Genomic DNA, 21,718 nt, shown 5'->3' with positions numbered 1-21,718 from the left:
AGGCTAGGAGTTCACTGTCGTGGCTAAAGAAAAATTTGATCGTTCCCTTCCGCACGTCAACGTTGGCACCATCGGTCACGTTGACCATGGTAAAACCACTCTGACCGCAGCTCTGACCCGCGTCTGCTCCGAAGTTTTCGGTTCGGCCGTCGTTGAGTTCGACAAAATCGACTCGGCTCCAGAAGAAAAAGCTCGTGGTATCACCATCAACACCGCGCACGTCGAGTACAACTCGAACATTCGTCACTACGCTCACGTTGACTGCCCAGGTCACGCTGACTACGTGAAGAACATGATCACCGGTGCTGCCCAGATGGACGGCGCGATCCTGGTTTGCTCGGCCGCCGATGGTCCGATGCCACAAACCCGTGAGCACATCCTGCTGTCCCGTCAGGTAGGCGTTCCGTACATCGTGGTCTTCCTGAACAAGGCTGACCTGGTAGACGACGCTGAGCTGCTGGAACTGGTCGAGATGGAAGTTCGCGACCTGCTGTCCACCTACGACTTCCCAGGCGACGACACCCCGATCATCATCGGTTCGGCTCGTATGGCGCTGGAAGGCAAAGACGACAACGAAATGGGCACCACCGCTGTCAAGAAGCTGGTTGAGACTCTGGACAGCTACATCCCAGAGCCTGAGCGTGCTATCGACAAGCCGTTCCTGATGCCAATCGAAGACGTATTCTCGATCTCCGGTCGTGGTACCGTTGTTACCGGTCGTATCGAGCGTGGTATCGTCCGCGTTCAGGATCCACTGGAAATCGTTGGTCTGCGTGACACCACCACCACCACCTGCACCGGTGTTGAGATGTTCCGCAAGCTGCTGGACGAAGGTCGTGCTGGCGAGAACTGCGGCGTTCTGCTGCGTGGTACCAAGCGTGACGACGTTGAGCGTGGCCAGGTTCTGGTCAAGCCAGGTTCGGTCAAGCCGCACACCAAGTTCACCGCAGAAGTCTACGTTCTGTCGAAAGAAGAAGGCGGTCGTCACACTCCGTTCTTCAAAGGCTACCGTCCACAGTTCTACTTCCGTACTACTGACGTGACTGGTAACTGCCAGCTGCCAGAAGGCGTTGAAATGGTAATGCCAGGTGACAACATCCAGATGGAAGTCACCCTGATCAAGACCATCGCGATGGAAGACGGTCTGCGTTTCGCTATCCGTGAAGGCGGTCGTACCGTCGGCGCCGGCGTCGTAGCCAAAATCATCGAGTAATCGTTGATCGTTTAAAAAGGCCCCCGCTCAGCGGGGGCTTTTTTATTGGGTTGACACTCAGTGGGGGCCTCTATAGAATCACGCCTCCTTTTAACGGGCGTAGTGCGCCCGGTGGGAATAGCAGCCTGGAGTCTGAAATCCAATGCAAAATCAGCAAATCCGTATCAGGTTGAAGGCTTTTGACCATCGCCTGATCGACCAATCCACCCAGGAAATCGTGGAAACCGCGAAACGTACTGGTGCTCAAGTGCGTGGTCCAATTCCACTGCCTACCCGTAAAGAGCGGTTCACCGTTCTGGTCTCCCCGCACGTCAACAAAGACGCGCGTGACCAGTACGAGATCCGTACTCATAAGCGCGTTCTGGACATCGTCCAGCCAACGGATAAAACCGTTGATGCACTTATGAAGCTTGATCTTGCGGCCGGTGTGGAAGTGCAGATCAGCCTCGGCTAAGACACGGTCTTAGTCGTGTAACGCTCTGAAATGGGCGGCCATAGCGGGTGAAAGCCCCGTACACTCATGAGGTTTACAACATGACTATTGGTGTAGTCGGTCGAAAAGCGGGTATGACCCGTATTTTCACCGAAGAAGGTGTCTCCATTCCGGTCACGGTCATTGAGATCGAGCCGAATCGCGTCACCCAGTTCAAAACTGAAGAAACCGATGGCTATCGTGCAGTGCAAGTCACTGTCGGTGAACGTCGCGCTTCGCGTGTGACTGCTGCTCAAGCAGGTCACTTCGCTAAAGCGAACGTTGCCGCGGGTCGCGGTGTCTGGGAGTTCCGTCTTGAAGAAGGCGAGTTCCAGGCCGGTGATTCGATCAACGCTGAAATCTTCGCTGCAGGTCAGCTGGTAGACGTTACCGGTCAGTCCAAGGGTAAAGGCTTTGCCGGTACCATCAAGCGCTGGAATTTCCGCGGTCAAGATAACACCCACGGTAACTCCGTCTCCCACCGCGTCCCGGGCTCTATCGGCCAGTGCCAGACTCCTGGTCGTGTATTCAAGGGCAAGAAAATGTCCGGTCACATGGGCGCCGAGCGCGTGACCGTTCAGTCCCTCGAAGTAGTGCGCGTCGACGCTGAACGCAATCTGTTGCTGGTCAAGGGTGCCGTTCCAGGCGCAACTGGCAGCGATCTGGTTGTGCGTCCGGCTGCCAAGGCTCGCGGTTAAGGGGAAGCTGACATGCAACTAAATGTAAATGACGCTCAGGCGATCGAAGTTTCCGAACTGACCTTCGGCGGCGAATTCAACGAGACGCTGGTACACCAAGCAGTCGTGGCCTATATGGCCGGCGGCCGTCAAGGCACCAAGCAGCAGAAAACCCGTTCCGACGTTGCTGGTGGCGGTAAGCGCCCATGGCGTCAGAAAGGCACTGGCCGTGCTCGTGCCGGTACTATCCGTAGCCCAATCTGGCGTGGCGGCGGTACCACTTTCGCAGCTCGTCCGCAGGATCACTCGCAGAAGCTCAACAAGAAGATGTATCGCGCAGCAATGCGTTCCATCCTCGCTGAGCTGGTGCGTACCGACCGTCTGGTCGTGGTTCAGGACTTCGCTGTTGAAGCACCGAAAACCAAAGACCTGCTGAACAAGCTGAACGGCATGGGTCTGAGCGACGTACTGATCGTTTCGGACGCTGTTGATCAGAACCTGTACCTGGCTGCTCGCAACCTGCCGCACGTCGACGTACGTGACGTTCAGGGTTCCGATCCGGTCAGTCTGATCGCATACGACAAAGTGTTGATCACTGTGTCGGCCGTGAAGAAATTCGAGGAGCTGCTGGGATGAACCAGGAACGCGTATTTAAAGTCCTCCTTGGCCCGCATGTTTCCGAGAAGGCTACCGTTCTGGCTGAGAAAAAAGGCCAGTTCGTATTCAAGGTTGCTACTGATGCAACCAAGCTGGAAATCAAGAAAGCTGTCGAAGGCCTGTTCGGCGTAAAAGTCGAAAACGTGTCGACTGTTAACGTTCTGGGTAAAACCAAGCGTACCGCACGTGGTCTGGGCAAGCGCAATGACTGGAAGAAAGCGATCGTTTCGCTTGAGCCAGGCCAAGATCTCGATTTCAGCAGCAGTGCTGAGTAAGGAAGGGGTGCATCATGGCAATCGTTAAATGCAAACCGACTTCCCCTGGCCGCCGTTTCGTGGTCAAGGTGGTCAACAAGGAGCTGCATAAAGGCGCTCCTCACGCACCGCTGCTCGAGAAGAAGTCGAAGTCTGGTGGTCGTAACAACAATGGCCGCATCACTACGCGTCACGTAGGTGGTGGTCATAAGCAGCATTACCGTATGGTCGATTTCCGTCGCAACGACAAAGATGGCATCGTCGCCACTGTCGAGCGTATCGAATACGATCCAAACCGTACTGCTCACATCGCACTGCTGTGCTACGCAGACGGCGAGCGCCGCTACATCATCGCCCCTAAAGGCGTTGCTGCTGGCGACCAGCTGATCGCAGGCGCTCTGGCTCCAATCAAGCCAGGCAACTCCCTGCAACTGCGCAACATCCCAGTGGGTAGCACCATTCACGGCATCGAACTGAAGCCGGGCAAAGGTGCACAGATCGCTCGTTCCGCTGGTGCTTCGGCTCAGCTGATCGCTCGCGAAGGTGTCTATGTGACCCTGCGTCTGCGCTCTGGTGAAATGCGTAAAGTCCTGGCTGAATGCCGTGCGACCCTGGGTGAAGTCTCGAACTCCGAGCACAGCCTGCGTTCGCTGGGTAAAGCTGGTGCCAAACGCTGGCGTGGCGTTCGCCCAACCGTTCGTGGTGTTGCCATGAACCCGGTTGACCACCCACATGGTGGTGGTGAAGGTCGTACCTCCGGTGGTCGTCATCCGGTATCGCCATGGGGCTTCCCGACTAAGGGCGCGAAGACTCGTGGTAATAAGCGTACCGACAACATGATCGTCCGTCGTCGCAAGTAAATAGAGGGATACGACAGTGCCACGTTCTCTGAAAAAAGGTCCTTTTATCGATCTTCACCTACTGAAGAAGATCGAAGTGGCGGCGGAAAAGAACGATCGCAAACCAGTTAAGACCTGGTCGCGCCGTTCCATGATCCTGCCACAAATGGTCGGTCTGACCATCGCGGTACACAACGGTCGCCAACACGTCCCAGTTCTCGTGAACGAAGACATGGTCGGCCATAAACTGGGCGAGTTTGCCGGTACCCGCACTTATCGTGGGCACGTGGCTGACAAGAAAGCCAAGCGTTAAGGGGTAAGGAAATGGAAGTAGCCGCTAAGTTGTCGGGCGCTCGAATCTCCGCCCAGAAAGCCCGCTTGGTCGCCGACCAGATCCGCGGGAAGAAGGTGGGCGAAGCGCTCAACCTGTTGGCTTTCAGCAGCAAAAAAGCCGCTGAAATCATGAAGAAAGTCCTCGAGTCGGCCGTAGCCAACGCCGAGCATAACGAAGGCGCAGACGTTGATGACCTGAAGGTCTCCACCGTTTTCGTCAACGAAGGGCGTTCGCTGAAGCGTATCATGCCGCGTGCCAAAGGCCGCGCTGATCGCATCGTCAAGCGGTCTTGCCATATCACTGTCAAGGTTGCGGACAAGTAACGGAGTCGATCAGATGGGTCAGAAAGTACATCCCACTGGCATTCGCCTGGGAATCGTCAAGGAGCACACCTCCGTCTGGTACGCAGACGGTCGGACTTATGCGGACTATTTGCTCGCAGATCTGAATGTGCGTGAGTACCTCCAAGACAAACTAAAAAGCGCGTCCGTTAGCCGTATCGATATCCATCGTCCGGCCCAAACTGCACGCATCACCATCCACACCGCTCGTCCAGGTATCGTTATCGGGAAGAAAGGTGAAGATGTTGAGAAACTGCGTCAGGACCTGACCAAGCAAATGGGTGTGCCTGTGCACATCAACATCGAAGAGATCCGCAAGCCGGAACTCGACGGTATGCTGGTAGCTCAGAGCGTAGCTCAGCAGCTGGAGCGTCGTGTGATGTTCCGTCGCGCCATGAAGCGCGCCGTACAGAACGCCATGCGCATTGGTGCCAAAGGCATCAAGATCCAAGTGAGCGGTCGTCTCGGCGGTGCTGAAATCGCACGTACTGAATGGTATCGCGAAGGTCGTGTGCCCCTGCACACCCTGCGTGCCGATATCGACTATGCCACCTACGAAGCTCACACCACTTACGGTGTGATCGGTGTGAAGGTTTGGATTTTCAAAGGCGAAGTAATTGGTGGTCGCCAAGAAGAACTGAAACCACAAGCACCAGCGCCTCGTAAAAAAGCTGCTAAGTAAGGGGTACGCCAAATGTTGCAACCAAAGCGTACAAAATTCCGCAAGCAGATGACTGGCCACAACCGTGGTCTGGCACTGCGCGGTAGCAAAGTCAGCTTCGGCGAATTTGCTCTGAAAGCTGTTGCTCGCGGTCGTCTCACCGCCCGCCAGATTGAGTCGGCACGTCGTGCTCTGACCCGTCACGTAAAACGTGGCGGTAAAATCTGGATCCGTGTGTTCCCGGACAAGCCGATCTCCAAGAAGCCTCTCGAAGTGCGGATGGGTAAAGGTAAAGGTTCCGTGGAGTACTGGGTTGCCCAGATCCAGCCAGGCAAAGTCCTGTACGAGATCGAGGGTGTTTCTGAAGAGCTGGCGCGTGAGGCTTTCGCCCTGGCGGCTGCAAAGCTGCCTCTCGCCACCTCCTTTGTTAAGCGGACGGTGATGTGATGAAAGCGAATGAACTTCGTGAAAAATCAGCACAGCAGCTGAACGAGCAACTGCTCGGCTTGCTGCGCGACCAGTTCAATCTGCGTATGCAGAAAGCAACTGGCCAGTTGGGGCAGTCGCACCTGCTCTCGCAAGTTAAGCGTGACATCGCTCGCGTGAAAACTGTGCTCAACCAGCAGGCAGGTAAGTGATCATGGCTGAAGCTGAAAAAACCGTCCGTACGCTGACTGGCCGTGTCGTCAGCGACAAGATGGACAAAACCATCACCGTACTGATCGAGCGTCGCGTTAAGCACCCGATCTACGGTAAATACGTTAAGCGTTCGACTAAGCTGCACGCGCACGACGAAACCAACCAGTGCCATATCGGCGACAAGGTCTCCATCCGCGAGACCCGTCCGCTGGCCAAGACCAAGTCCTGGGCACTGGTTGAAGTTCTCGAACGCGCTGTTGAAGTCTAAGGGCTAAGGGTCGGAGAAATTTTATGATTCAGACTCAATCCATGCTCGATGTGGCCGATAACAGCGGCGCTCGTCGCGTCATGTGCATCAAGGTTCTCGGCGGTTCGCACCGCCGTTACGCCGGCATCGGTGACATCATCAAGGTAACCGTCAAGGAAGCAATTCCTCGCGGTAAAGTGAAGAAAGGCCAAGTGATGACTGCTGTTGTAGTCCGCACTCGCCACGGTGTCCGTCGTGCTGACGGCTCCATCATCCGCTTTGATGGCAATGCTGCTGTTCTGCTGAACAACAAGCAAGAGCCAATCGGCACCCGTATCTTTGGGCCAGTGACCCGTGAACTTCGTACTGAGAAGTTCATGAAGATCGTCTCGCTCGCCCCAGAAGTGCTGTAAGGAGATCCGACATGCAAAAGATTCGTCGTGACGACGAGATCATCGTGATCGCCGGCAAAGACAAAGGTAAGCGCGGTAAGGTGCTCAAGGTTCTCGCTGACGACCGTCTGGTCGTTGGTGGGATCAACCTGGTGAAGCGTCATACCAAGCCTAACCCGATGTCGGGCGTACAGGGCGGTATCGTCGAGAAAGAAGCGCCACTGCACGCTTCCAACGTCGCCATTTTCAACGGCGAAACCAACAAGGCTGACCGCGTTGGTTTCAAAGTAGAAGACGGCAAAAAAATTCGTGTCTTCAAGTCGACCCAAAAAGCGGTTGATGCTTGAACACTGCTAGGTAGAAGACCATGGCACGACTGAAAGAGATTTACCGGAACGAAATTGCTCCCAAGCTTAAGGAAGAACTTAAGCTGGCGAACGTGATGGAAGTTCCTCGCGTTACCAAGATCACCCTGAACATGGGTCTGGGCGAAGCTGTCGGCGACAAAAAAGTCATCGAGCACGCTGTTGCTGACCTGGAGAAGATCACCGGTCAAAAAGCCGTTGTGACTTTCGCTCGGAAATCCATCGCGGGCTTCAAAGTCCGTGAGGGCTGGCCGATCGGCGTTAAAGTTACTCTGCGCCGTGATCGTATGTACGAATTCCTGGACCGCCTGCTGGCGATCTCCCTGCCTCGGGTTCGCGACTTCCGCGGCCTGAATGCCAAGTCCTTCGATGGTCGTGGTAACTACAGCATGGGCGTGAAAGAGCAGATCATCTTCCCGGAAATCGACTACGACAAGATCGATGCTCTGCGCGGTCTGGACATTACCCTGACCACCACTGCCAAGAACGATGACGAAGGCCGCGCTCTGATGCGTGCTTTCAAATTCCCGTTCCGCAACTGATTGGAGTAGGAAAATGGCCAAGAAGAGCATGAAAAACCGTGAGCTGAAGCGTCAGCTCACTGTTGCCAAGTACGCCAAGAAGCGTGCCGAGCTGAAAGCGACCATCGTCAATCTGGAAGCAACTCCAGAAGAGCGTTTTGCCGCTGTCGTAGCTCTGCAGAAGCAACCACGTGACGCCAGCGCTGCGCGCCTGCGTAACCGTTGCCGCATCACCGGTCGTCCACACGGCGTTTACCGCAAGTTCGGCCTCGGCCGTAACAAGCTGCGTGAAGCAGCAATGCGCGGTGACGTTCCAGGTCTGGTTAAAGCCAGCTGGTAAGACGTGCCGGCAGCGTCCAGGTGGCGGGGGAGTGATCTTCCGACCACCGGTGACCTTGCATCGAAACAAGCCCCTTCTGGGGCTTGTTTCGTTTCTGGGAACTGTCTAGAATGACCGGCTCTCCTGAGCCCGGGTTTTTATGTCCGGCGATTTCAGGGGTCTGTAGTAGCCGAGAGGCTAATTTTTCTTGTATCAGGAGCGTCTAGCCCATGAGTATGCAGGACCCGTTAGCGGACATGCTAACTCGCATCCGTAATGCCCAGATGGCTGAAAAGTCCGTCGTAAGCATGCCTTCCTCGACTCTGAAGGTTGCGGTTGCCAAAGTTCTGAAAGACGAAGGTTACATCGCTGGCTACCAAGTCAGCAGCGAAGTAAAGCCATCGCTTTCCATCGAGCTGAAATACTTCGAAGGCCGTCCGGTCATCGAGGAAGTCAAGCGCGTAAGTCGTCCAGGCCTGCGTCAGTACAAGTCCGTCGATGATCTGCCGAAAGTACGTGGCGGTCTGGGCGTGTCTATCGTCTCCACCAACAAAGGTGTGATGACTGATCGTGCTGCGCGCGCTGCCGGTGTCGGCGGCGAAGTTCTCTGCACAGTGTTCTAAGGGGGGATAAGCATGTCTCGCGTCGCTAAGAACCCCGTTAAGCTGCCATCGGGCGTCGAAGTCAAATTCGCCGGTCAGCAGCTTTCGGTGAAGGGTGCCAAGGGCACTCTCGAACTGAACGTTCACTCGTCAGTAGAAGTCGTTGAAGAAGCTGGTGAGCTGCGTTTCGCTGCTCGCAATGGCGATCAACAAACTCGCGCTATGGCCGGTACTACCCGTGCTTTGGTAAACAACATGGTCCAAGGCGTAAGCCAAGGCTTCGAGCGCAAGCTCCAGCTGGTCGGTGTTGGTTACAAGGCTCAGGCTAAAGGCACCGTGCTGAACCTGGCGCTCGGCTTCTCGCATCCAGTGGATTACGAATTGCCTGAGGGCATCACCGCTGAGACCCCAAGCCAGACCGATATCCTGATCAAGGGTATCGACAAGCAGCTGGTAGGTCAGGTGGCCGCCGAAATCCGCGGTTTCCGTCCGCCAGAGCCGTACAAAGGCAAAGGTGTGCGTTACGCGGACGAAGTCGTCCGTCGTAAAGAAGCCAAGAAGAAGTAGGGCCTAGCAAATGACCGACAAAAAAGTTACTCGACTGCGTCGCGCTCGCAAAGCACGCCTGAAAATGCACGAACTCGAAGTCGTGCGTCTCTGCGTGTTCCGCTCCTCGCAGCACATTTACGCCCAGGTCATTTCGGCCGACGGCAGCAAGGTTCTGGCCAGTGCCTCGACCTTGGACAAAGAACTGCGTGATGGCGCCACTGGCAACATCGACGCGGCCACTAAGGTTGGCAAGCTGGTAGCTGAGCGCGCGAAAGCCGCCGGTGTATCTCAAGTTGCCTTTGACCGTTCCGGCTTCAAGTACCATGGCCGCGTCAAAGCGCTGGCTGATGCTGCTCGTGAAGGCGGGCTGGAGTTCTAAGTTATGGCAAATAACGATCAAAAGCGCGACGAAGGCTACATCGAGAAGCTGGTTCAAGTTAACCGCGTTGCTAAAACCGTCAAAGGCGGCCGTATCTTCACTTTCACCGCGTTGACCGTGGTAGGTGATGGTAAAGGTCGTGTTGGTTTCGGCCGTGGTAAATCGCGCGAAGTACCTGCTGCGATCCAGAAAGCCATGGAAGCTGCTCGTCGCAACATGATTCAGGTAGACCTGAACGGCACCACTCTGCAGTACGCTACCAAGTCCGCCCATGGCGCGTCGAAGGTGTACATGCAGCCTGCGTCCGAAGGTACCGGTATCATCGCTGGTGGCGCAATGCGTGCCGTCCTGGAAGTTGCTGGCGTTCAGAACGTCCTGGCCAAGTGCTACGGCTCGACCAACCCGGTAAACGTGGTTCACGCCACTTTCAAGGGTCTGAAGGCTATGCAATCTCCTGAATCCATTGCTGCCAAGCGCGGCAAGAGCGTTGAGGAGATCCGTTGATCATGGCTACCGTTAAAGTAACGCTGATCAAAAGCACCGCCGGCCGTCTCCCTAACCACAAACTGTGTGTTAAGGGTCTGGGTCTGCGCCGCATCGGTCACACTGTAGAAGTCCTGGATACTCCCGAGAATCGCGGGATGATCAACAAGGCCTACTACATGCTGCGCGTCGAGGGTTAATCGATGAAACTCAATGATCTGAGTCCAGCGCCGGGTTCCCGTCGCGAGAAGCATCGTCCGGGCCGTGGTATCGGTAGCGGTTTGGGTAAGACTGGTGGCCGCGGCCACAAAGGTCAGACCTCCCGTTCCGGTGGCACCATTGCTCCAGGCTTTGAAGGCGGTCAACAGCCGCTGCACCGTCGTCTGCCGAAGTTCGGCTTCGTTTCCCTGAAAGCCATGGACCGCGCTGAAGTGCGTCTGTCCGAGCTGGCCAAGGTGGAAGGCGATCTGATCACCGTTCAGTCCCTCAAGGATGCCAACGTGATCGGTCAGCACGTACAGCGTGTGAAAATCATGCTGTCGGGCGAAGTCACTCGCGCAGTCACCCTCAAGGGTATCGCCGTCACCAAAGGTGCACGTGCGGCTATCGAAGCAGCTGGCGGCAAGTTCGAGGAATAAATGGCTAAGCAAGGTGCTCTCTCTTCGCTCGGCAAAGGCGGGATGTCTGAACTCTGGGCTCGTCTGCGTTTTCTGTTCCTGGCGATCATCGTCTACCGGATAGGCGCACACATCCCAGTTCCAGGTATTAACCCGGACCGGCTGGCGGAACTGTTTCGACAGAATGAGGGGACCATTCTTAGCTTGTTCAACATGTTTTCCGGCGGCGCGCTGGAACGGATGAGCATCTTTGCATTGGGGATCATGCCGTACATCTCGGCATCGATCATCATGCAGTTGATGACCGCCGTCAGCCCGCAGCTGGAGCAGTTGAAGAAGGAAGGTGAAGCTGGCCGTCGCAAGATCAGCCAGTACACCCGCTACGGCACCGTTATCCTGGCGCTGGTCCAGGCCATTGGCATGTCCATTGGTCTGGCCGGTCAGGGCGTGGCGTTTTCTGCTGACTTTGGCTTCCATTTCGTTGCGGTGTCCACTTTCGTGGCCGGCGCGATGTTCATGATGTGGCTGGGCGAGCAGATCACCGAGCGCGGTGTAGGCAACGGTATCTCGATGTTGATTTTCGCAGGTATCGTCGCCGGTCTTCCGAGAGCAATCGGGCAGTCTTTCGAGTCTGCACGCACAGGCGATATCAACATTTTCGCCCTGGTCGCTATCGGTTTGCTGGCAGTAGCGATTATCGGTTTCGTGGTGTTCATTGAGCGTGGTCAGCGTCGTATCGCCGTTCACTACGCCAAGCGTCAGCAGGGCCGCAAGGTCTTCGCTGCGCAGACCAGCCACTTGCCGTTGAAAGTGAACATGGCGGGTGTAATCCCTGCCATTTTCGCGAGCAGCATCTTGCTGTTCCCGGCTTCGCTGGGTGCCTGGTTCGGTCAGTCCGAAGGTATGGGCTGGTTGCAGGACATCTCGCAGTCGATCGCTCCTGGTCAGCCGTTGAATATTCTGCTGTTTAGTGCAGGGATTATTTTCTTCTGCTTCTTCTATACGGCGTTGATGTTCAATCCGAAAGACGTAGCGGAAAACCTGAAGAAGTCCGGTGCCTTTATTCCGGGTATCCGTCCGGGCGAGCAGTCGGCGCGCTACATTGATGGCGTTCTGACCCGCTTGACCATGTTCGGTGCTCTTTATATGACGGCCGTGTGTCTGCTTCCCCAGTTCCTGGTGGTTGCGGCAAACGTTCCGTTCTACCTTGGCGGGACCTCGTTGCTGATTGTGGTAGTGGTTGTGATGGACTTCATGTCCCAAGTACAATCGCACCTCGTTTCGCACCAGTACGAATCCCTGATGAAGAAAGCCAACCTGAAAGGCTACGGTGGCAGCGGTCTGCTGCGCTGATTGACCCTTAAGGTTCGAGGAGTTGGTGATGAAAGTTCGTGCATCGGTGAAAAAGCTGTGCCGTAACTGCAAAATTATTCGCCGCGAAGGTGTCGTTCGAGTAATTTGCAGTGCGGAACCACGTCACAAGCAGCGCCAAGGCTGAGTGTGATTTGCGCTACAAACCCAGCAGCTAGTGTGCTGCTGGGTTGATTAATTGTTTCTACAGCGATATTATCTCGCGCCCTATTTCTTGGCTTCCGGGGCGTAGGTAGCTGTCAATTGGAGTCCCACTGAATGGCCCGTATTGCAGGCGTTAACATTCCAGATAACAAGCATACTGTTATCTCGCTGACCTACATCTATGGTGTTGGTCGCACCACTTCACAGAAAATCTGTGCAGACACTGGGGTCAACCCAGCCGTGAAGATCAAGGATCTGAGCGACGAGCAGGTTGAATCGCTGCGTACTGAAGTTGCGAAGTACATCACCGAAGGTGATCTGCGCCGTGACGTCAACATGAAAATCAAGCGGTTGATGGACCTGGGTTGCTACCGCGGCCTGCGTCATCGTCGGGGTCTGCCAGTACGCGGTCAGCGTACCAAGACCAACGCGCGTACCCGTAAGGGCCCGCGTAAGCCGATCCGCAAGTAATCGCACCAGCGAATCGACAGGAATTTAGAAATGGCAAAACCTGCTGCTCGTCCTCGTAAAAAAGTCAAAAAGACAGTGGTTGATGGCATCGCCCACATCCATGCCTCTTTTAACAACACCATCGTGACCATCACCGATCGTCAAGGTAACGCTCTGTCCTGGGCTACCTCCGGCGGTTCGGGTTTCCGCGGTTCCCGCAAGTCCACCCCGTTCGCTGCTCAAGTAGCTGCTGAGCGTGCTGGTCAAGCTGCGCTGGAATATGGTCTGAAGAACCTCGACGTCAACGTCAAGGGTCCAGGTCCAGGTCGTGAGTCCGCTGTTCGTGCTCTGAACGGCTGTGGCTATAAGATCGCCAGCATCACCGACGTGACGCCAATCCCGCATAACGGGTGCCGTCCGCCGAAGAAGCGCCGCGTGTAATCAGGAGACAGATAAATGGCACGTTACATTGGTCCAAAATGCAAACTGTCTCGTCGTGAAGGCACCGATCTGTTCCTGAAGAGCGGCGTTCGCGCTCTGGAATCGAAGTGCAACATCGAAGCAGCCCCAGGTATCCACGGTCAGCGCCGCGGTCGTCAGTCCGACTACGGCACCCAGCTGCGTGAGAAACAAAAAGTTCGTCGTATCTACGGCGTACTCGAGCGTCAATTCAGCGGTTACTACAAGCAAGCGGCCTCCAAGAAGGGCGCTACTGGTGAGAACCTGCTGCAACTGCTCGAGTGCCGTCTGGATAACGTCGTTTATCGTATGGGCTTTGGCGCTACTCGTGCCGAATCCCGTCAGCTGGTTTCGCACAAAGCGATCAGCGTAAACGGCAAGACTGTAAACGTTCCGTCCTACCAAGTTCGTCCGGGTGACGTGGTCGCGGTTCGCGAGAAGTCGCTGAACCAGCTGCGCATTGTTCAAGCCCTTGAACTGTGCGCCCAGCGTGGCCGCGTTGAGTGGGTAGATGTGGATGCTGCCAAGAAGTCGGGCGTTTTCAAGAACGTTCCTGCTCGCAGCGACCTGTCCGCCGACATCAACGAAAGCCTGATTGTCGAGCTCTACTCCAAGTAAGGGCTAGAAAATAGGTGCATCCATGCAGATTTCGGTAAATGAGTTCCTGACGCCCCGCCACATCGATGTGCAGGTCGTCAGTCCAACCCGCGCTAAAATCACGCTCGAGCCTCTCGAGCGTGGCTTTGGCCATACCCTGGGCAACGCGCTGCGCCGCATCCTGTTGTCCTCCATGCCTGGCTGTGCAGTAGTCGAGGCCGAGATTGACGGTGTACTCCACGAGTACTCGGCAATCGAAGGTGTACAGGAAGATGTCATTGAGATCCTGTTGAACCTGAAAGGCCTGGCTATCAAACTGCACGGTCGTGACGAAGTTACGCTGACCTTGTCGAAGAAGGGTTCGGGGGTGGTTACCGCTGCCGATATTCAGCTGGATCATGATGTCGAGATCGTTAACCCCGATCACGTAATCGCTAACCTGGCGTCGAATGGCGCCTTGAACATGAAGCTCACCGTAGCTCGTGGTCGTGGTTATGAGCCGGCCGATTCGCGTCAGAGCGATGAAGACGAAAGCCGCAGCATTGGTCGCTTGCAGCTTGACTCTTCGTTCAGCCCGGTTCGCCGTATCGCATACGTGGTGGAAAACGCCCGTGTCGAGCAGCGTACCAACCTGGACAAGCTGGTAATTGATCTGGAAACCAACGGTACCCTGGATCCTGAAGAGGCCATCCGTCGTGCCGCAACCATTCTGCAACAGCAGTTGGCTGCGTTCGTCGACCTCAAAGGTGACAGTGAACCAGTGGTTGTCGAGCAGGAAGACGAGATCGATCCGATCCTGCTTCGCCCGGTTGACGATCTGGAACTGACTGTACGTTCGGCTAACTGCCTTAAGGCGGAAAACATCTACTACATCGGCGACCTGATTCAGCGTACCGAAGTAGAGCTGTTGAAGACTCCGAACCTGGGCAAGAAATCCTTGACTGAAATCAAGGACGTTCTGGCCTCCCGCGGTCTGTCCCTCGGCATGCGCCTCGACAACTGGCCGCCTGCAAGTCTTAAGAAGGACGACAAGGCGACTGCCTGATCGTCGTAATCACCGAACGTAGTGTTTGGTAAGGAATGAACCCATGCGTCATCGTAAAAGTGGACGTCACCTGAGCCGTACCAGCTCTCACCGTAAGGCTATGTTCCAGAACATGGCGGTGTCGCTGTTCGAGCACGAGCTGATCAAAACTACTCTGCCAAAAGCCAAAGAACTGCGCCGCGTTGCCGAGCCGCTGATCACTCTGGCCAAGGTAGACAGCGTAGCTAACCGTCGTCTGGCTTTCGACCGTACTCGTTCGAAAGAAATGGTCGGTAAGCTGTTCAACGATCTGGGCAAGCGCTATGCCACCCGTCAGGGCGGCTACCTGCGTATCCTCAAGTGCGGCTTCCGCGCTGGCGATAACGCACCTATGGCGTACGTCGAGCTGGTTGATCGTCCTGTCGGTGGCTCGGTTGAAGCTGCTGAGTAAGGCGAACAGTCTGTAACAAGGAACCGGGCCTAGCGCCCGGTTTTTTGTGTCTGCATGTATTGTAATAATCTATTGATATGAGTCAGTTAATGAATTTGTTGTTGTCATAGTTGTGGTCAATACTCCTTCCCAAGCCGATTAGCCGGCCGTTCAAGACTGATAGGGAGAGAGACCATGAGCCAGAATAAAATACTGACCACCGCCAGCGGAGCGCCGGTCGCTGACAACCAGAATTCGCGTTCGGCAGGCCCGCGAGGCCCGTTGCTGCTGGATGATTTCCACCTGATCGAAAAGCTCGCGCACTTCAACCGCGAGAACATCCCTGAACGCCGTGTGCACGCCAAAGGCTCGGGCGCCTACGGCACCTTCACTGTCACCCGCGATATTACCCAGTACAGCTGTGCCAAGCTGTTCAGTAGCGTTGGCAAGCAAACCGAGACCTTCCTGCGCTTCTCCACTGTGGGTGGCGAGCGTGGTTCGGCCGATACCGAGCGTGATCCGCGTGGTTTTGCCCTGAAGTTCTATACCGAGGAAGGCAACTGGGACATCGTTGGCAACAACACCCCGGTGTTCTTCATTCGTGATCCGCTGAAATTCCCGGACTTTATCCACACCCAGAAGCGCCTGCCGCAAAGTAACCTCAAGAGTGCGCAGATGATGTGGGACTTCTGGTCGCATTCACCTGAAGCCTTGCACCAGGTCACCATTCTGTTTTCTGACCGGGGCATCCCGGACGGCTACCGGCATATGCACGGCTTTGGTAGCCACACCTACAGCCTGATCAGCGCCGAAGGGCAGCGTACCTGGGTCAAGTGGCACTTCAAGACCAAACAGGGCATCAAGAACCTGGCGCCTGCGGAGGCTGCGCGCCTGGCGGGCACCGACCCGGACTACGCCCAGCGCGACCTGTTCGAGGCGATCGAACGTGGCGATTTCCCGAAATGGGCCGTATGCATCCAGCTGATGAGCGAAGAAGAAGCTGCCAGCCGCGACGAGAATCCGTTCGATGTGACCAAGACCTGGTCGCAAAAGGACTATCCGCTGATCGAGATTGGCGAACTGGAGCTCAACCGCAACCCGCTGAATTACTTCGCTGAAGTCGAGCAAGCGGCGTTCGGTCCGAGCAATATGGTGCCAGGTGTTGGCCTGTCGCCGGACCGCATGCTCCAGGGCCGCGTATTCGCTTACGCAGACGCGCACCGCTACCGTGTCGGTACCAACCACCAGCAACTGCCGGTAAACGCCCCCCGCAGCCCGGTGAACAGCTACCAGCGTGATGGTTCGATGGCCTTTGGCAGCAACGGCGGCGCGGCACCCAACTATGAGCCCAACAGCTACGCCAGTGCGCCAAAGCAAGCCCCGCAGTACGCCGAGCCGCCATTGGCCCTGAACGGTGTCGCCGATCGTTACGATCACCGCGAAGACACCGATTACTACAGCCACGCCGGCGCGCTGTTCCGCCTGATGAATCCGCAGCAGAAGGCACTGCTGATCGGCAACATCGCGGGGGCCATGGCCGGGGTTTCTACGGATGTGGTCCAGCGTCAGTTGCAGCACTTCTTCAAGGCCGATCAGGCCTATGGCGAAGGGATTGCCAAGGCTTTGGGCATAAATCTCGCCTAACTCGAAGTGATAAGAAGAACCGCCCTCATTTGGGCGGTTTTTCAATGAATATCACTACCGTTTACCTACTTTTTTGCACGTTTTTGCCCAATTCTCAGTGACCTTCCGGTCATCCTGGTTCAAACTATGACTTTCACACAGGGAGAGGCAGGGCGATGCAAGGTCACCCGGACGTAATCGATTATCTCAACACGTTGCTGACGGGCGAACTGGCGGCACGTGACCAATATTTCATTCACTCGCGGATGTACGAAGACTGGGGCTTGAGCAAGCTCTTCGAGCGTATCAACCACGAAATGGAAGAAGAGGCGCAACACGCCGATGCCCTGATGCGCCGTATCCTCATGCTCGAAGGCACCCCGCGCATGCGTCCTGACGACCTGGACGTCGGCACCACCGTGCCGGACATGATTGCCGCCGACCTGCGCCTTGAGTACAAGGTGCGCGCTGCGCTGTGCAAAGGCATTGAGCTGTGCGAGCTGCACAAGGACTACATCAGCCGTGACATCCTGCGTGTGCAACTGGCCGACACTGAAGAAGATCACACCTACTGGCTGGAAAAACAGCAGGGCCTGATCAAGTCGATCGGCCTGGAAAACTACCTGCAGTCGCAGATGTAATTTCCCAGAACAAAAAAAGCCCCGCCAATGCGGGGCTTTTTGTTTGGGGCTGTCGTACATCAGGCGCGATCGCGCTCCAGCAACGGCTTGAGGTAGTAGCCGGTATACGACTGTTTCATCTCGGCCACCTCTTCCGGCGTACCAAAGCCGATGATCTGCCCGCCCTTGGAGCCGCCCTCGGGGCCCAGGTCGACGATCCAGTCGGCGGTCTTGATCACGTCCAGGTTGTGCTCGATCACCACCACTGTGTTGCCGTGGTCGCGCAGACGGTGCAGCACATCGAGCAACTGCTGGATATCAGCGAAGTGCAAACCGGTGGTCGGTTCGTCGAGGATGTACAGGGTCTTGCCGGTGTCGCGCTTGGACAGCTCGCGTGACAACTTGACCCGCTGCGCCTCGCCTCCCGATAGGGTGGTCGCCGACTGTCCGAGCTTGATGTAGGACAGGCCGACGTCCATCAGCGTCTGCAGCTTGCGCGCCAGCGCGGGTACTGCGTCGAAGAACTCGCGGGCTTCCTCGATGGTCATTTCCAGGACTTCGTGGATGTTCTTGCCCTTGTACTTGATCTCCAGGGTTTCGCGGTTGTAGCGCTTGCTCTTGCACACATCGCACGGCACGTAGATGTCCGGCAGAAAGTGCATCTCGACCTTGATCAGGCCATCGCCCTGGCACGCCTCGCAGCGCCCACCCTTGACGTTGAACGAGAACCGGCCCGGGCCGTAGCCACGCGAGCGCGACTCCGGGACGCCGGAGAACAGTTCGCGGATAGGTGTGAACAGGCCGGTATAGGTCGCCGGGTTCGAACGCGGGGTGCGGCCGATCGGGCTCTGGTCGATGTCGACCACCTTGTCCAGGTGCTGCAGGCCGTCGCAGCTATCATGCGCCGCTGCTTCCAGGGTGCTGGCACCGTTGAGGGCGGTAGCGCTGAGCGGGAACAGGGTATTGTTGATCAGCGTCGACTTGCCCGAGCCCGACACACCGGTCACGCAGGTCAGCAGGCCGATCGGGATTTCCAGGTCGACGTTCTGCAGGTTGTTGCCCCGTGCGCCCTTGAGCTTGAGCGAGAGCTTCTTGTTGCGTGGCGTACGTTTGGCCGGCACGGCAATCTTGACCCGGCCGGACAGGTACTTGCCGGTCAGTGAGTCAGGGTGAGCCATGACCTGGGCCGGAGTGCCTTCGGCGACGATCTGCCCGCCGTGCACACCGGCCCCAGGGCCGATGTCGACCACGTAGTCGGCCAGGCGAATGGCGTCCTCATCGTGCTCGACCACGATTACCGTGTTGCCAATGTCGCGCAGGTGATTGAGAGTACCGAGCAGACGGTCGTTGTCGCGCTGGTGCAGGCCGATGGACGGCTCGTCGAGGATGTACATGACCCCAACCAGGCCGGCGCCGATCTGGCTGGCCAGGCGGATGCGCTGGGCTTCACCGCCCGAGAGGGTGTCGGCACTGCGGTCGAGGGTCAGGTAGTCGAGGCCGACGTTGACCAGGAACTGCAGACGCTCGCAGATTTCCTTGAGAATCTTGTCGGCAATCTCGCCACGTCGCCCCGTCAGCTTCAGGCCGCCGAAGTAACCGCTGGCATCGCCAATCGGCAGGCAGGTGACCGCCGGCAGGGTCTTCTCGCCGACCCATACGTGCCGTGCTTCGCGGCGCAGGCGGGTGCCGCGGCAATCCGGGCAGGGCTGGGTGCTGAGGAACTTGGCCAGTTCTTCACGCACGGTCGCCGATTCGGTTTCGCGGTAGCGGCGTTCCAGGTTCGGCACGATGCCTTCAAATGGGTGCGAGCGTTTGACGATGTCGCCACGATCGTTGAGGTACTTGAAGTCGACGTTCTGCTTGCCGCTGCCGTGGAGGATGATCTTCTGCTGCTCGGCCGGCAGTTCGCCGAAAGGGATCTCGAGGCTGAAGTCGTAATGCGCGGCCAGCGAGCCGAGCATCTGGAAGTAGTAGACGTTGCGCCGGTCCCAGCCGCGGATCGCGCCTTCGGCCAGGGTCAGTTCGCCGTTGACCAGGCGCTTGATATCGAAGAACTGCTTGACCCCCAGGCCGTCGCAGGTCGGGCAGGCGCCAGCCGGGTTGTTGAAGGAGAACAGCTTGGGTTCCAGTTCGCTGATCGCATGGCCGCAGATGGGGCAGGCGAAGCGGGCGGAGAAGATCATTTCCTCGAACGGCTCGTCATCCATCGAGGCGACCAGGGCGATGCCGTCGGCCAGCTTGAGGGCGGTCTCGAACGATTCGGCCAGGCGTTGCTGCAGGTCGTCGCGCACCTTGAAACGGTCGACGACCACTTCGATGGTGTGTTTTTTCTGCTTGTCCAGCTTGGGCAGTTCATCGAGTTCGAACAACTTGCCGTTGACCCGGGCACGGACGAAGCCCTGGGCGCGCAGTTCTTCGAACACCGCCAGGTGCTCACCCTTGCGCTCGCGAATCACCGGTGCCAGCAGCATCAGTTTGCTGCCTTCGGGCTGGGCCAGTACCAGATCGACCATCTGGCTGACGGTCTGAGCTTCCAGCGGGATGTCGTGGTCCGGACAGCGCGGGGTACCGACGCGGGCGTAGAGCAGGCGCAGGTAGTCGTAGATCTCGGTGATGGTGCCGACGGTCGAACGCGGGTTGTGCGAGGTCGACTTCTGTTCGATGGAAATTGCCGGTGACAAACCTTCGATGGTGTCGACATCGGGCTTTTCCATCATCGACAGGAACTGCCGGGCATAGGCCGACAGGGATTCGACGTAACGGCGCTGGCCTTCGGCGTACAGGGTATCGAAGGCCAGGGACGACTTGCCGGAACCGGACAGGCCGGTGATGACGATCAACTTGTCCCGCGGCAGGGTCAGGTCGATGTTCTTCAGGTTGTGGGTGCGTGCCCCACGAATCAGGATCTTGTCCACTGCGGCCTCGCTCGGCGGGCATAAACGGTTGAGTATACGGCTCCATGCCATTACGCGGCAAAGCGTCGCGTATATGCCGTTAAGCGATGGGACTGGTAGAATCGCCGCCGGTTCACACGAGGTTTATCCATGCACGATCCCCACAGCGAACGCATGAGTGGCAGCGAGACCCGCGCCGCAGGCGGCCTGGCCCTGGTGTTCGCCTTCCGTATGCTGGGCATGTTCATGGTCCTGCCGGTACTGGCGACCTATGGCATGGACCTGGCTGGTGCCACTCCGGCTCTGATCGGCCTGGCCATTGGTGCCTATGGCCTGACCCAGGCATTCCTGCAGATTCCGTTCGGGGTGATCTCCGATCGCATCGGCCGCCGCCCGGTGATCTACCTGGGCCTGGTGATCTTTGCCCTGGGCAGCGTACTGGCGGCCCAGGCCGACTCGATCTGGGGCGTGATCGCAGGGCGTATCCTGCAAGGCGCCGGGGCGATTTCTGCGGCGGTCATGGCCTTGCTCTCGGACCTGACCCGCGAACAGCACCGAACCAAGGCCATGGCCATGATCGGCATGAGCATCGGTTTGTCGTTTGCCGTGGCCATGGTGGTCGGCCCGTTGCTGACCCGTGCCTTTGGCCTGTCCGGGCTGTTCCTGGCCACCGCAGCCATGGCCGTGGTCGGTCTCGCCATTATCGCATTCGTGGTGCCGGCCTCTCACGGCGCCCTGCAGCACCGCGAGTCGGGCGTCGCCAAGCAGGCGCTGATGCCGACCCTGCGCCACCCCGACCTGTTGCGCCTGGACGTGGGCATCTTCGTCCTGCATGCCATTTTGATGGCCAGTTTCATCGCCTTGCCGCTGGCCTTCGTCGAGCGTGGCGGCCTGCCCAAGGAAGAGCACTGGTGGGTGTACCTGACCGCCTTGCTGATTTCATTCTTTGCAATGATCCCGTTCATCATCTACGGCGAAAAAAAGCGCAAGATGAAACGTGTCCTGCTGGGCGCGGTCAGTGTGTTGATGCTGACCGAGCTATTCTTCTGGCTGTCAGCAGACAACTTGCACGAACTGGTGATCGGCACCGTGATATTCTTCACCGCCTTCAACCTGCTGGAGGCATCCTTGCCTTCACTGGTCAGCAAGGTGTCGCCCGCCGGCGGCAAGGGCACGGCCATGGGGGTGTACTCCACCAGCCAGTTCCTGGGTGCCGCGCTGGGAGGAATTCTCGGTGGCTGGTTGTTCCAGCACGGAGGCCTGAGCACGGTGTTCCTTGGCTGCGCGGCGTTGTGTGCCCTGTGGTGGGTCGTGGCGCTGAGCATGCGTGAACCGCCGTACGTGACCAGCCTGCGCATGCCGTTATCGGCCGAGGCGGTACGCGAAGCGGGGCTGACCGAGCGGCTGATGGCCGTCCCGGGTGTGACCGACGCAGTGGTGGTGGCCGATGAAGCCGCCATCTATATCAAACTTGATACACAAATTTTGGATCGTACGACCCTGGAGCGCCTGGTAAACCCGGCCTCCGAAGCGTGCGAAGCCTAG

The 21,718-nt window shown here is 57.4% G+C and carries 33 protein-coding genes; 32 read left to right on the top strand and 1 reads right to left on the bottom strand.

The features are described 5' to 3' along the window. The first annotated feature begins 19 nt into the window (after nt 1-19). The 31 genes from tuf (at nt 20) to bfr (ending at nt 17,300) form a co-directional block, all read left to right on the top strand. Nucleotides 20-1,213 carry an elongation factor Tu gene (tuf, locus tag EXN22_RS24860; protein ID WP_130266518.1) on the top strand — a complete coding sequence of 398 codons (1,194 nt, stop codon included), beginning with the start codon at nt 20-22 and terminating at the stop codon, nt 1,211-1,213. A 142-nt stretch (nt 1,214-1,355) separates the two neighbouring features. After that, nucleotides 1,356-1,667 carry a 30S ribosomal protein S10 gene (rpsJ, locus tag EXN22_RS24855; RefSeq protein ID WP_003186070.1) on the top strand — a complete coding sequence of 104 codons (312 nt, stop codon included), beginning with the start codon at nt 1,356-1,358 and terminating at the stop codon, nt 1,665-1,667. An 80-nt stretch (nt 1,668-1,747) separates the two neighbouring features. Continuing rightward, a complete protein-coding gene (rplC, locus tag EXN22_RS24850; protein WP_130266517.1) occupies nt 1,748-2,383 on the top strand; it encodes a 50S ribosomal protein L3 in 636 nt (211 codons plus the stop codon). 12 nt (nt 2,384-2,395) lie between these two features. Further along, nucleotides 2,396-2,998, top strand: a complete 603-nt coding sequence (rplD, locus tag EXN22_RS24845; protein ID WP_010220305.1) for a 50S ribosomal protein L4 — start codon at nt 2,396-2,398, stop codon at nt 2,996-2,998. After that, the gene (gene rplW / locus EXN22_RS24840; protein WP_130266516.1) at nt 2,995-3,294 is read left to right on the top strand and encodes a 50S ribosomal protein L23; all 300 of its coding nucleotides are present in this window, start codon (nt 2,995-2,997) and stop codon (nt 3,292-3,294) included. Before rplD ends, rplW begins: the two co-directional genes overlap by 4 nt. Nucleotides 3,295-3,308: 14 nt before the next feature. Further along, on the top strand, nt 3,309-4,133 hold the full coding sequence (gene rplB, locus EXN22_RS24835; RefSeq protein ID WP_038606161.1) for a 50S ribosomal protein L2: 825 nt from the start codon (nt 3,309-3,311) through the stop codon (nt 4,131-4,133). 16 nt (nt 4,134-4,149) lie between these two features. After that, the gene (rpsS, locus tag EXN22_RS24830) at nt 4,150-4,425 is read left to right on the top strand and encodes a 30S ribosomal protein S19 (protein WP_002555486.1); all 276 of its coding nucleotides are present in this window, start codon (nt 4,150-4,152) and stop codon (nt 4,423-4,425) included. 11 nt (nt 4,426-4,436) lie between these two features. Continuing rightward, complete coding sequence (gene rplV / locus EXN22_RS24825; RefSeq protein WP_003103908.1) at nt 4,437-4,769, top strand: 50S ribosomal protein L22; 333 nt, start codon at nt 4,437-4,439, stop codon at nt 4,767-4,769. A 13-nt stretch (nt 4,770-4,782) separates the two neighbouring features. Beyond that, the gene (gene rpsC / locus EXN22_RS24820; RefSeq protein ID WP_010220308.1) at nt 4,783-5,469 is read left to right on the top strand and encodes a 30S ribosomal protein S3; all 687 of its coding nucleotides are present in this window, start codon (nt 4,783-4,785) and stop codon (nt 5,467-5,469) included. A gap of 12 nt (nt 5,470-5,481) precedes the next feature. Then, nucleotides 5,482-5,895: a 50S ribosomal protein L16 gene (gene rplP, locus EXN22_RS24815; protein ID WP_003255479.1), complete on the top strand. Its 414-nt coding sequence runs from the start codon at nt 5,482-5,484 to the stop codon at nt 5,893-5,895. Further along, nucleotides 5,895-6,086 carry a 50S ribosomal protein L29 gene (rpmC, locus tag EXN22_RS24810; protein ID WP_002555481.1) on the top strand — a complete coding sequence of 64 codons (192 nt, stop codon included), beginning with the start codon at nt 5,895-5,897 and terminating at the stop codon, nt 6,084-6,086. Before rplP ends, rpmC begins: the two co-directional genes overlap by 1 nt. A gap of 2 nt (nt 6,087-6,088) precedes the next feature. Then, the gene (gene rpsQ, locus EXN22_RS24805) at nt 6,089-6,355 is read left to right on the top strand and encodes a 30S ribosomal protein S17 (RefSeq protein WP_008374160.1); all 267 of its coding nucleotides are present in this window, start codon (nt 6,089-6,091) and stop codon (nt 6,353-6,355) included. 23 nt (nt 6,356-6,378) lie between these two features. Then, nucleotides 6,379-6,747 carry a 50S ribosomal protein L14 gene (gene rplN, locus EXN22_RS24800; RefSeq protein ID WP_002555479.1) on the top strand — a complete coding sequence of 123 codons (369 nt, stop codon included), beginning with the start codon at nt 6,379-6,381 and terminating at the stop codon, nt 6,745-6,747. An 11-nt stretch (nt 6,748-6,758) separates the two neighbouring features. Then, nucleotides 6,759-7,073 carry a 50S ribosomal protein L24 gene (gene rplX, locus EXN22_RS24795; RefSeq protein WP_009397501.1) on the top strand — a complete coding sequence of 105 codons (315 nt, stop codon included), beginning with the start codon at nt 6,759-6,761 and terminating at the stop codon, nt 7,071-7,073. Nucleotides 7,074-7,093: 20 nt separating this feature from the next. Beyond that, on the top strand, nt 7,094-7,633 hold the full coding sequence (gene rplE, locus EXN22_RS24790) for a 50S ribosomal protein L5 (protein WP_010220311.1): 540 nt from the start codon (nt 7,094-7,096) through the stop codon (nt 7,631-7,633). A 13-nt stretch (nt 7,634-7,646) separates the two neighbouring features. Continuing rightward, a complete protein-coding gene (rpsN, locus tag EXN22_RS24785) occupies nt 7,647-7,952 on the top strand; it encodes a 30S ribosomal protein S14 (protein WP_038998487.1) in 306 nt (101 codons plus the stop codon). Nucleotides 7,953-8,161: 209 nt separating this feature from the next. After that, entirely contained in the window at nt 8,162-8,554 is a 393-nt protein-coding gene (rpsH, locus tag EXN22_RS24780; protein WP_130266515.1) for a 30S ribosomal protein S8, read from the top strand. Nucleotides 8,555-8,566: 12 nt separating this feature from the next. Beyond that, nucleotides 8,567-9,100: a 50S ribosomal protein L6 gene (rplF, locus tag EXN22_RS24775; protein ID WP_130266514.1), complete on the top strand. Its 534-nt coding sequence runs from the start codon at nt 8,567-8,569 to the stop codon at nt 9,098-9,100. 10 nt (nt 9,101-9,110) lie between these two features. Beyond that, on the top strand, nt 9,111-9,461 hold the full coding sequence (rplR, locus tag EXN22_RS24770) for a 50S ribosomal protein L18 (RefSeq protein WP_009397496.1): 351 nt from the start codon (nt 9,111-9,113) through the stop codon (nt 9,459-9,461). A gap of 3 nt (nt 9,462-9,464) precedes the next feature. After that, nucleotides 9,465-9,965: a 30S ribosomal protein S5 gene (rpsE, locus tag EXN22_RS24765; protein WP_010220316.1), complete on the top strand. Its 501-nt coding sequence runs from the start codon at nt 9,465-9,467 to the stop codon at nt 9,963-9,965. A gap of 2 nt (nt 9,966-9,967) precedes the next feature. Next, on the top strand, nt 9,968-10,144 hold the full coding sequence (gene rpmD / locus EXN22_RS24760) for a 50S ribosomal protein L30 (RefSeq protein WP_010220317.1): 177 nt from the start codon (nt 9,968-9,970) through the stop codon (nt 10,142-10,144). Nucleotides 10,145-10,147: 3 nt separating this feature from the next. Beyond that, nucleotides 10,148-10,582, top strand: coding sequence for a 50S ribosomal protein L15 (gene rplO, locus EXN22_RS24755; RefSeq protein ID WP_110996350.1), 435 nt, complete (start codon nt 10,148-10,150; stop codon nt 10,580-10,582). Next, nucleotides 10,583-11,914 carry a preprotein translocase subunit SecY gene (gene secY, locus EXN22_RS24750; protein WP_010220319.1) on the top strand — a complete coding sequence of 444 codons (1,332 nt, stop codon included), beginning with the start codon at nt 10,583-10,585 and terminating at the stop codon, nt 11,912-11,914. It begins immediately after the preceding gene. A 28-nt stretch (nt 11,915-11,942) separates the two neighbouring features. Beyond that, on the top strand, nt 11,943-12,059 hold the full coding sequence (gene rpmJ / locus EXN22_RS24745) for a 50S ribosomal protein L36 (RefSeq protein ID WP_002555468.1): 117 nt from the start codon (nt 11,943-11,945) through the stop codon (nt 12,057-12,059). Nucleotides 12,060-12,190: 131 nt separating this feature from the next. Beyond that, nucleotides 12,191-12,547 carry a 30S ribosomal protein S13 gene (gene rpsM / locus EXN22_RS24740; protein ID WP_130266513.1) on the top strand — a complete coding sequence of 119 codons (357 nt, stop codon included), beginning with the start codon at nt 12,191-12,193 and terminating at the stop codon, nt 12,545-12,547. A 30-nt stretch (nt 12,548-12,577) separates the two neighbouring features. After that, nucleotides 12,578-12,967, top strand: coding sequence for a 30S ribosomal protein S11 (gene rpsK / locus EXN22_RS24735; protein WP_002555466.1), 390 nt, complete (start codon nt 12,578-12,580; stop codon nt 12,965-12,967). 15 nt (nt 12,968-12,982) lie between these two features. Then, nucleotides 12,983-13,603, top strand: coding sequence for a 30S ribosomal protein S4 (gene rpsD / locus EXN22_RS24730; RefSeq protein ID WP_010220321.1), 621 nt, complete (start codon nt 12,983-12,985; stop codon nt 13,601-13,603). Between the two features lie 22 nt (nt 13,604-13,625). Beyond that, nucleotides 13,626-14,627, top strand: coding sequence for a DNA-directed RNA polymerase subunit alpha (locus EXN22_RS24725; protein ID WP_003186012.1), 1,002 nt, complete (start codon nt 13,626-13,628; stop codon nt 14,625-14,627). Nucleotides 14,628-14,670: 43 nt separating this feature from the next. Beyond that, nucleotides 14,671-15,057, top strand: a complete 387-nt coding sequence (gene rplQ, locus EXN22_RS24720) for a 50S ribosomal protein L17 (RefSeq protein ID WP_043192543.1) — start codon at nt 14,671-14,673, stop codon at nt 15,055-15,057. 174 nt (nt 15,058-15,231) lie between these two features. After that, the gene (locus EXN22_RS24715) at nt 15,232-16,680 is read left to right on the top strand and encodes a catalase (protein ID WP_130266512.1); all 1,449 of its coding nucleotides are present in this window, start codon (nt 15,232-15,234) and stop codon (nt 16,678-16,680) included. A 155-nt stretch (nt 16,681-16,835) separates the two neighbouring features. Further along, nucleotides 16,836-17,300 (top strand): bacterioferritin, encoded by a 465-nt coding sequence (gene bfr, locus EXN22_RS24710; protein WP_130266511.1) that lies wholly within the window; start codon nt 16,836-16,838, stop codon nt 17,298-17,300. Nucleotides 17,301-17,359: 59 nt separating this feature from the next. Here bfr and uvrA read toward each other — a convergent pair whose 3' ends face one another. Next, entirely contained in the window at nt 17,360-20,194 is a 2,835-nt protein-coding gene (gene uvrA / locus EXN22_RS24705; RefSeq protein WP_130266510.1) for an excinuclease ABC subunit UvrA, read from the bottom strand. A gap of 129 nt (nt 20,195-20,323) precedes the next feature. On the opposite strand from uvrA, the gene EXN22_RS24700 reads away from it, so the two are divergent. Beyond that, nucleotides 20,324-21,718 carry an MFS transporter gene (locus tag EXN22_RS24700; protein ID WP_130266509.1) on the top strand — a complete coding sequence of 465 codons (1,395 nt, stop codon included), beginning with the start codon at nt 20,324-20,326 and terminating at the stop codon, nt 21,716-21,718.

Source organism: Pseudomonas tructae, from assembly GCF_004214895.1.
GTDB classification, from domain to species: Bacteria; Pseudomonadota; Gammaproteobacteria; order Pseudomonadales; family Pseudomonadaceae; genus Aquipseudomonas; species Aquipseudomonas tructae.
This window is presented reverse-complemented; position numbering and strand designations above follow the sequence as displayed.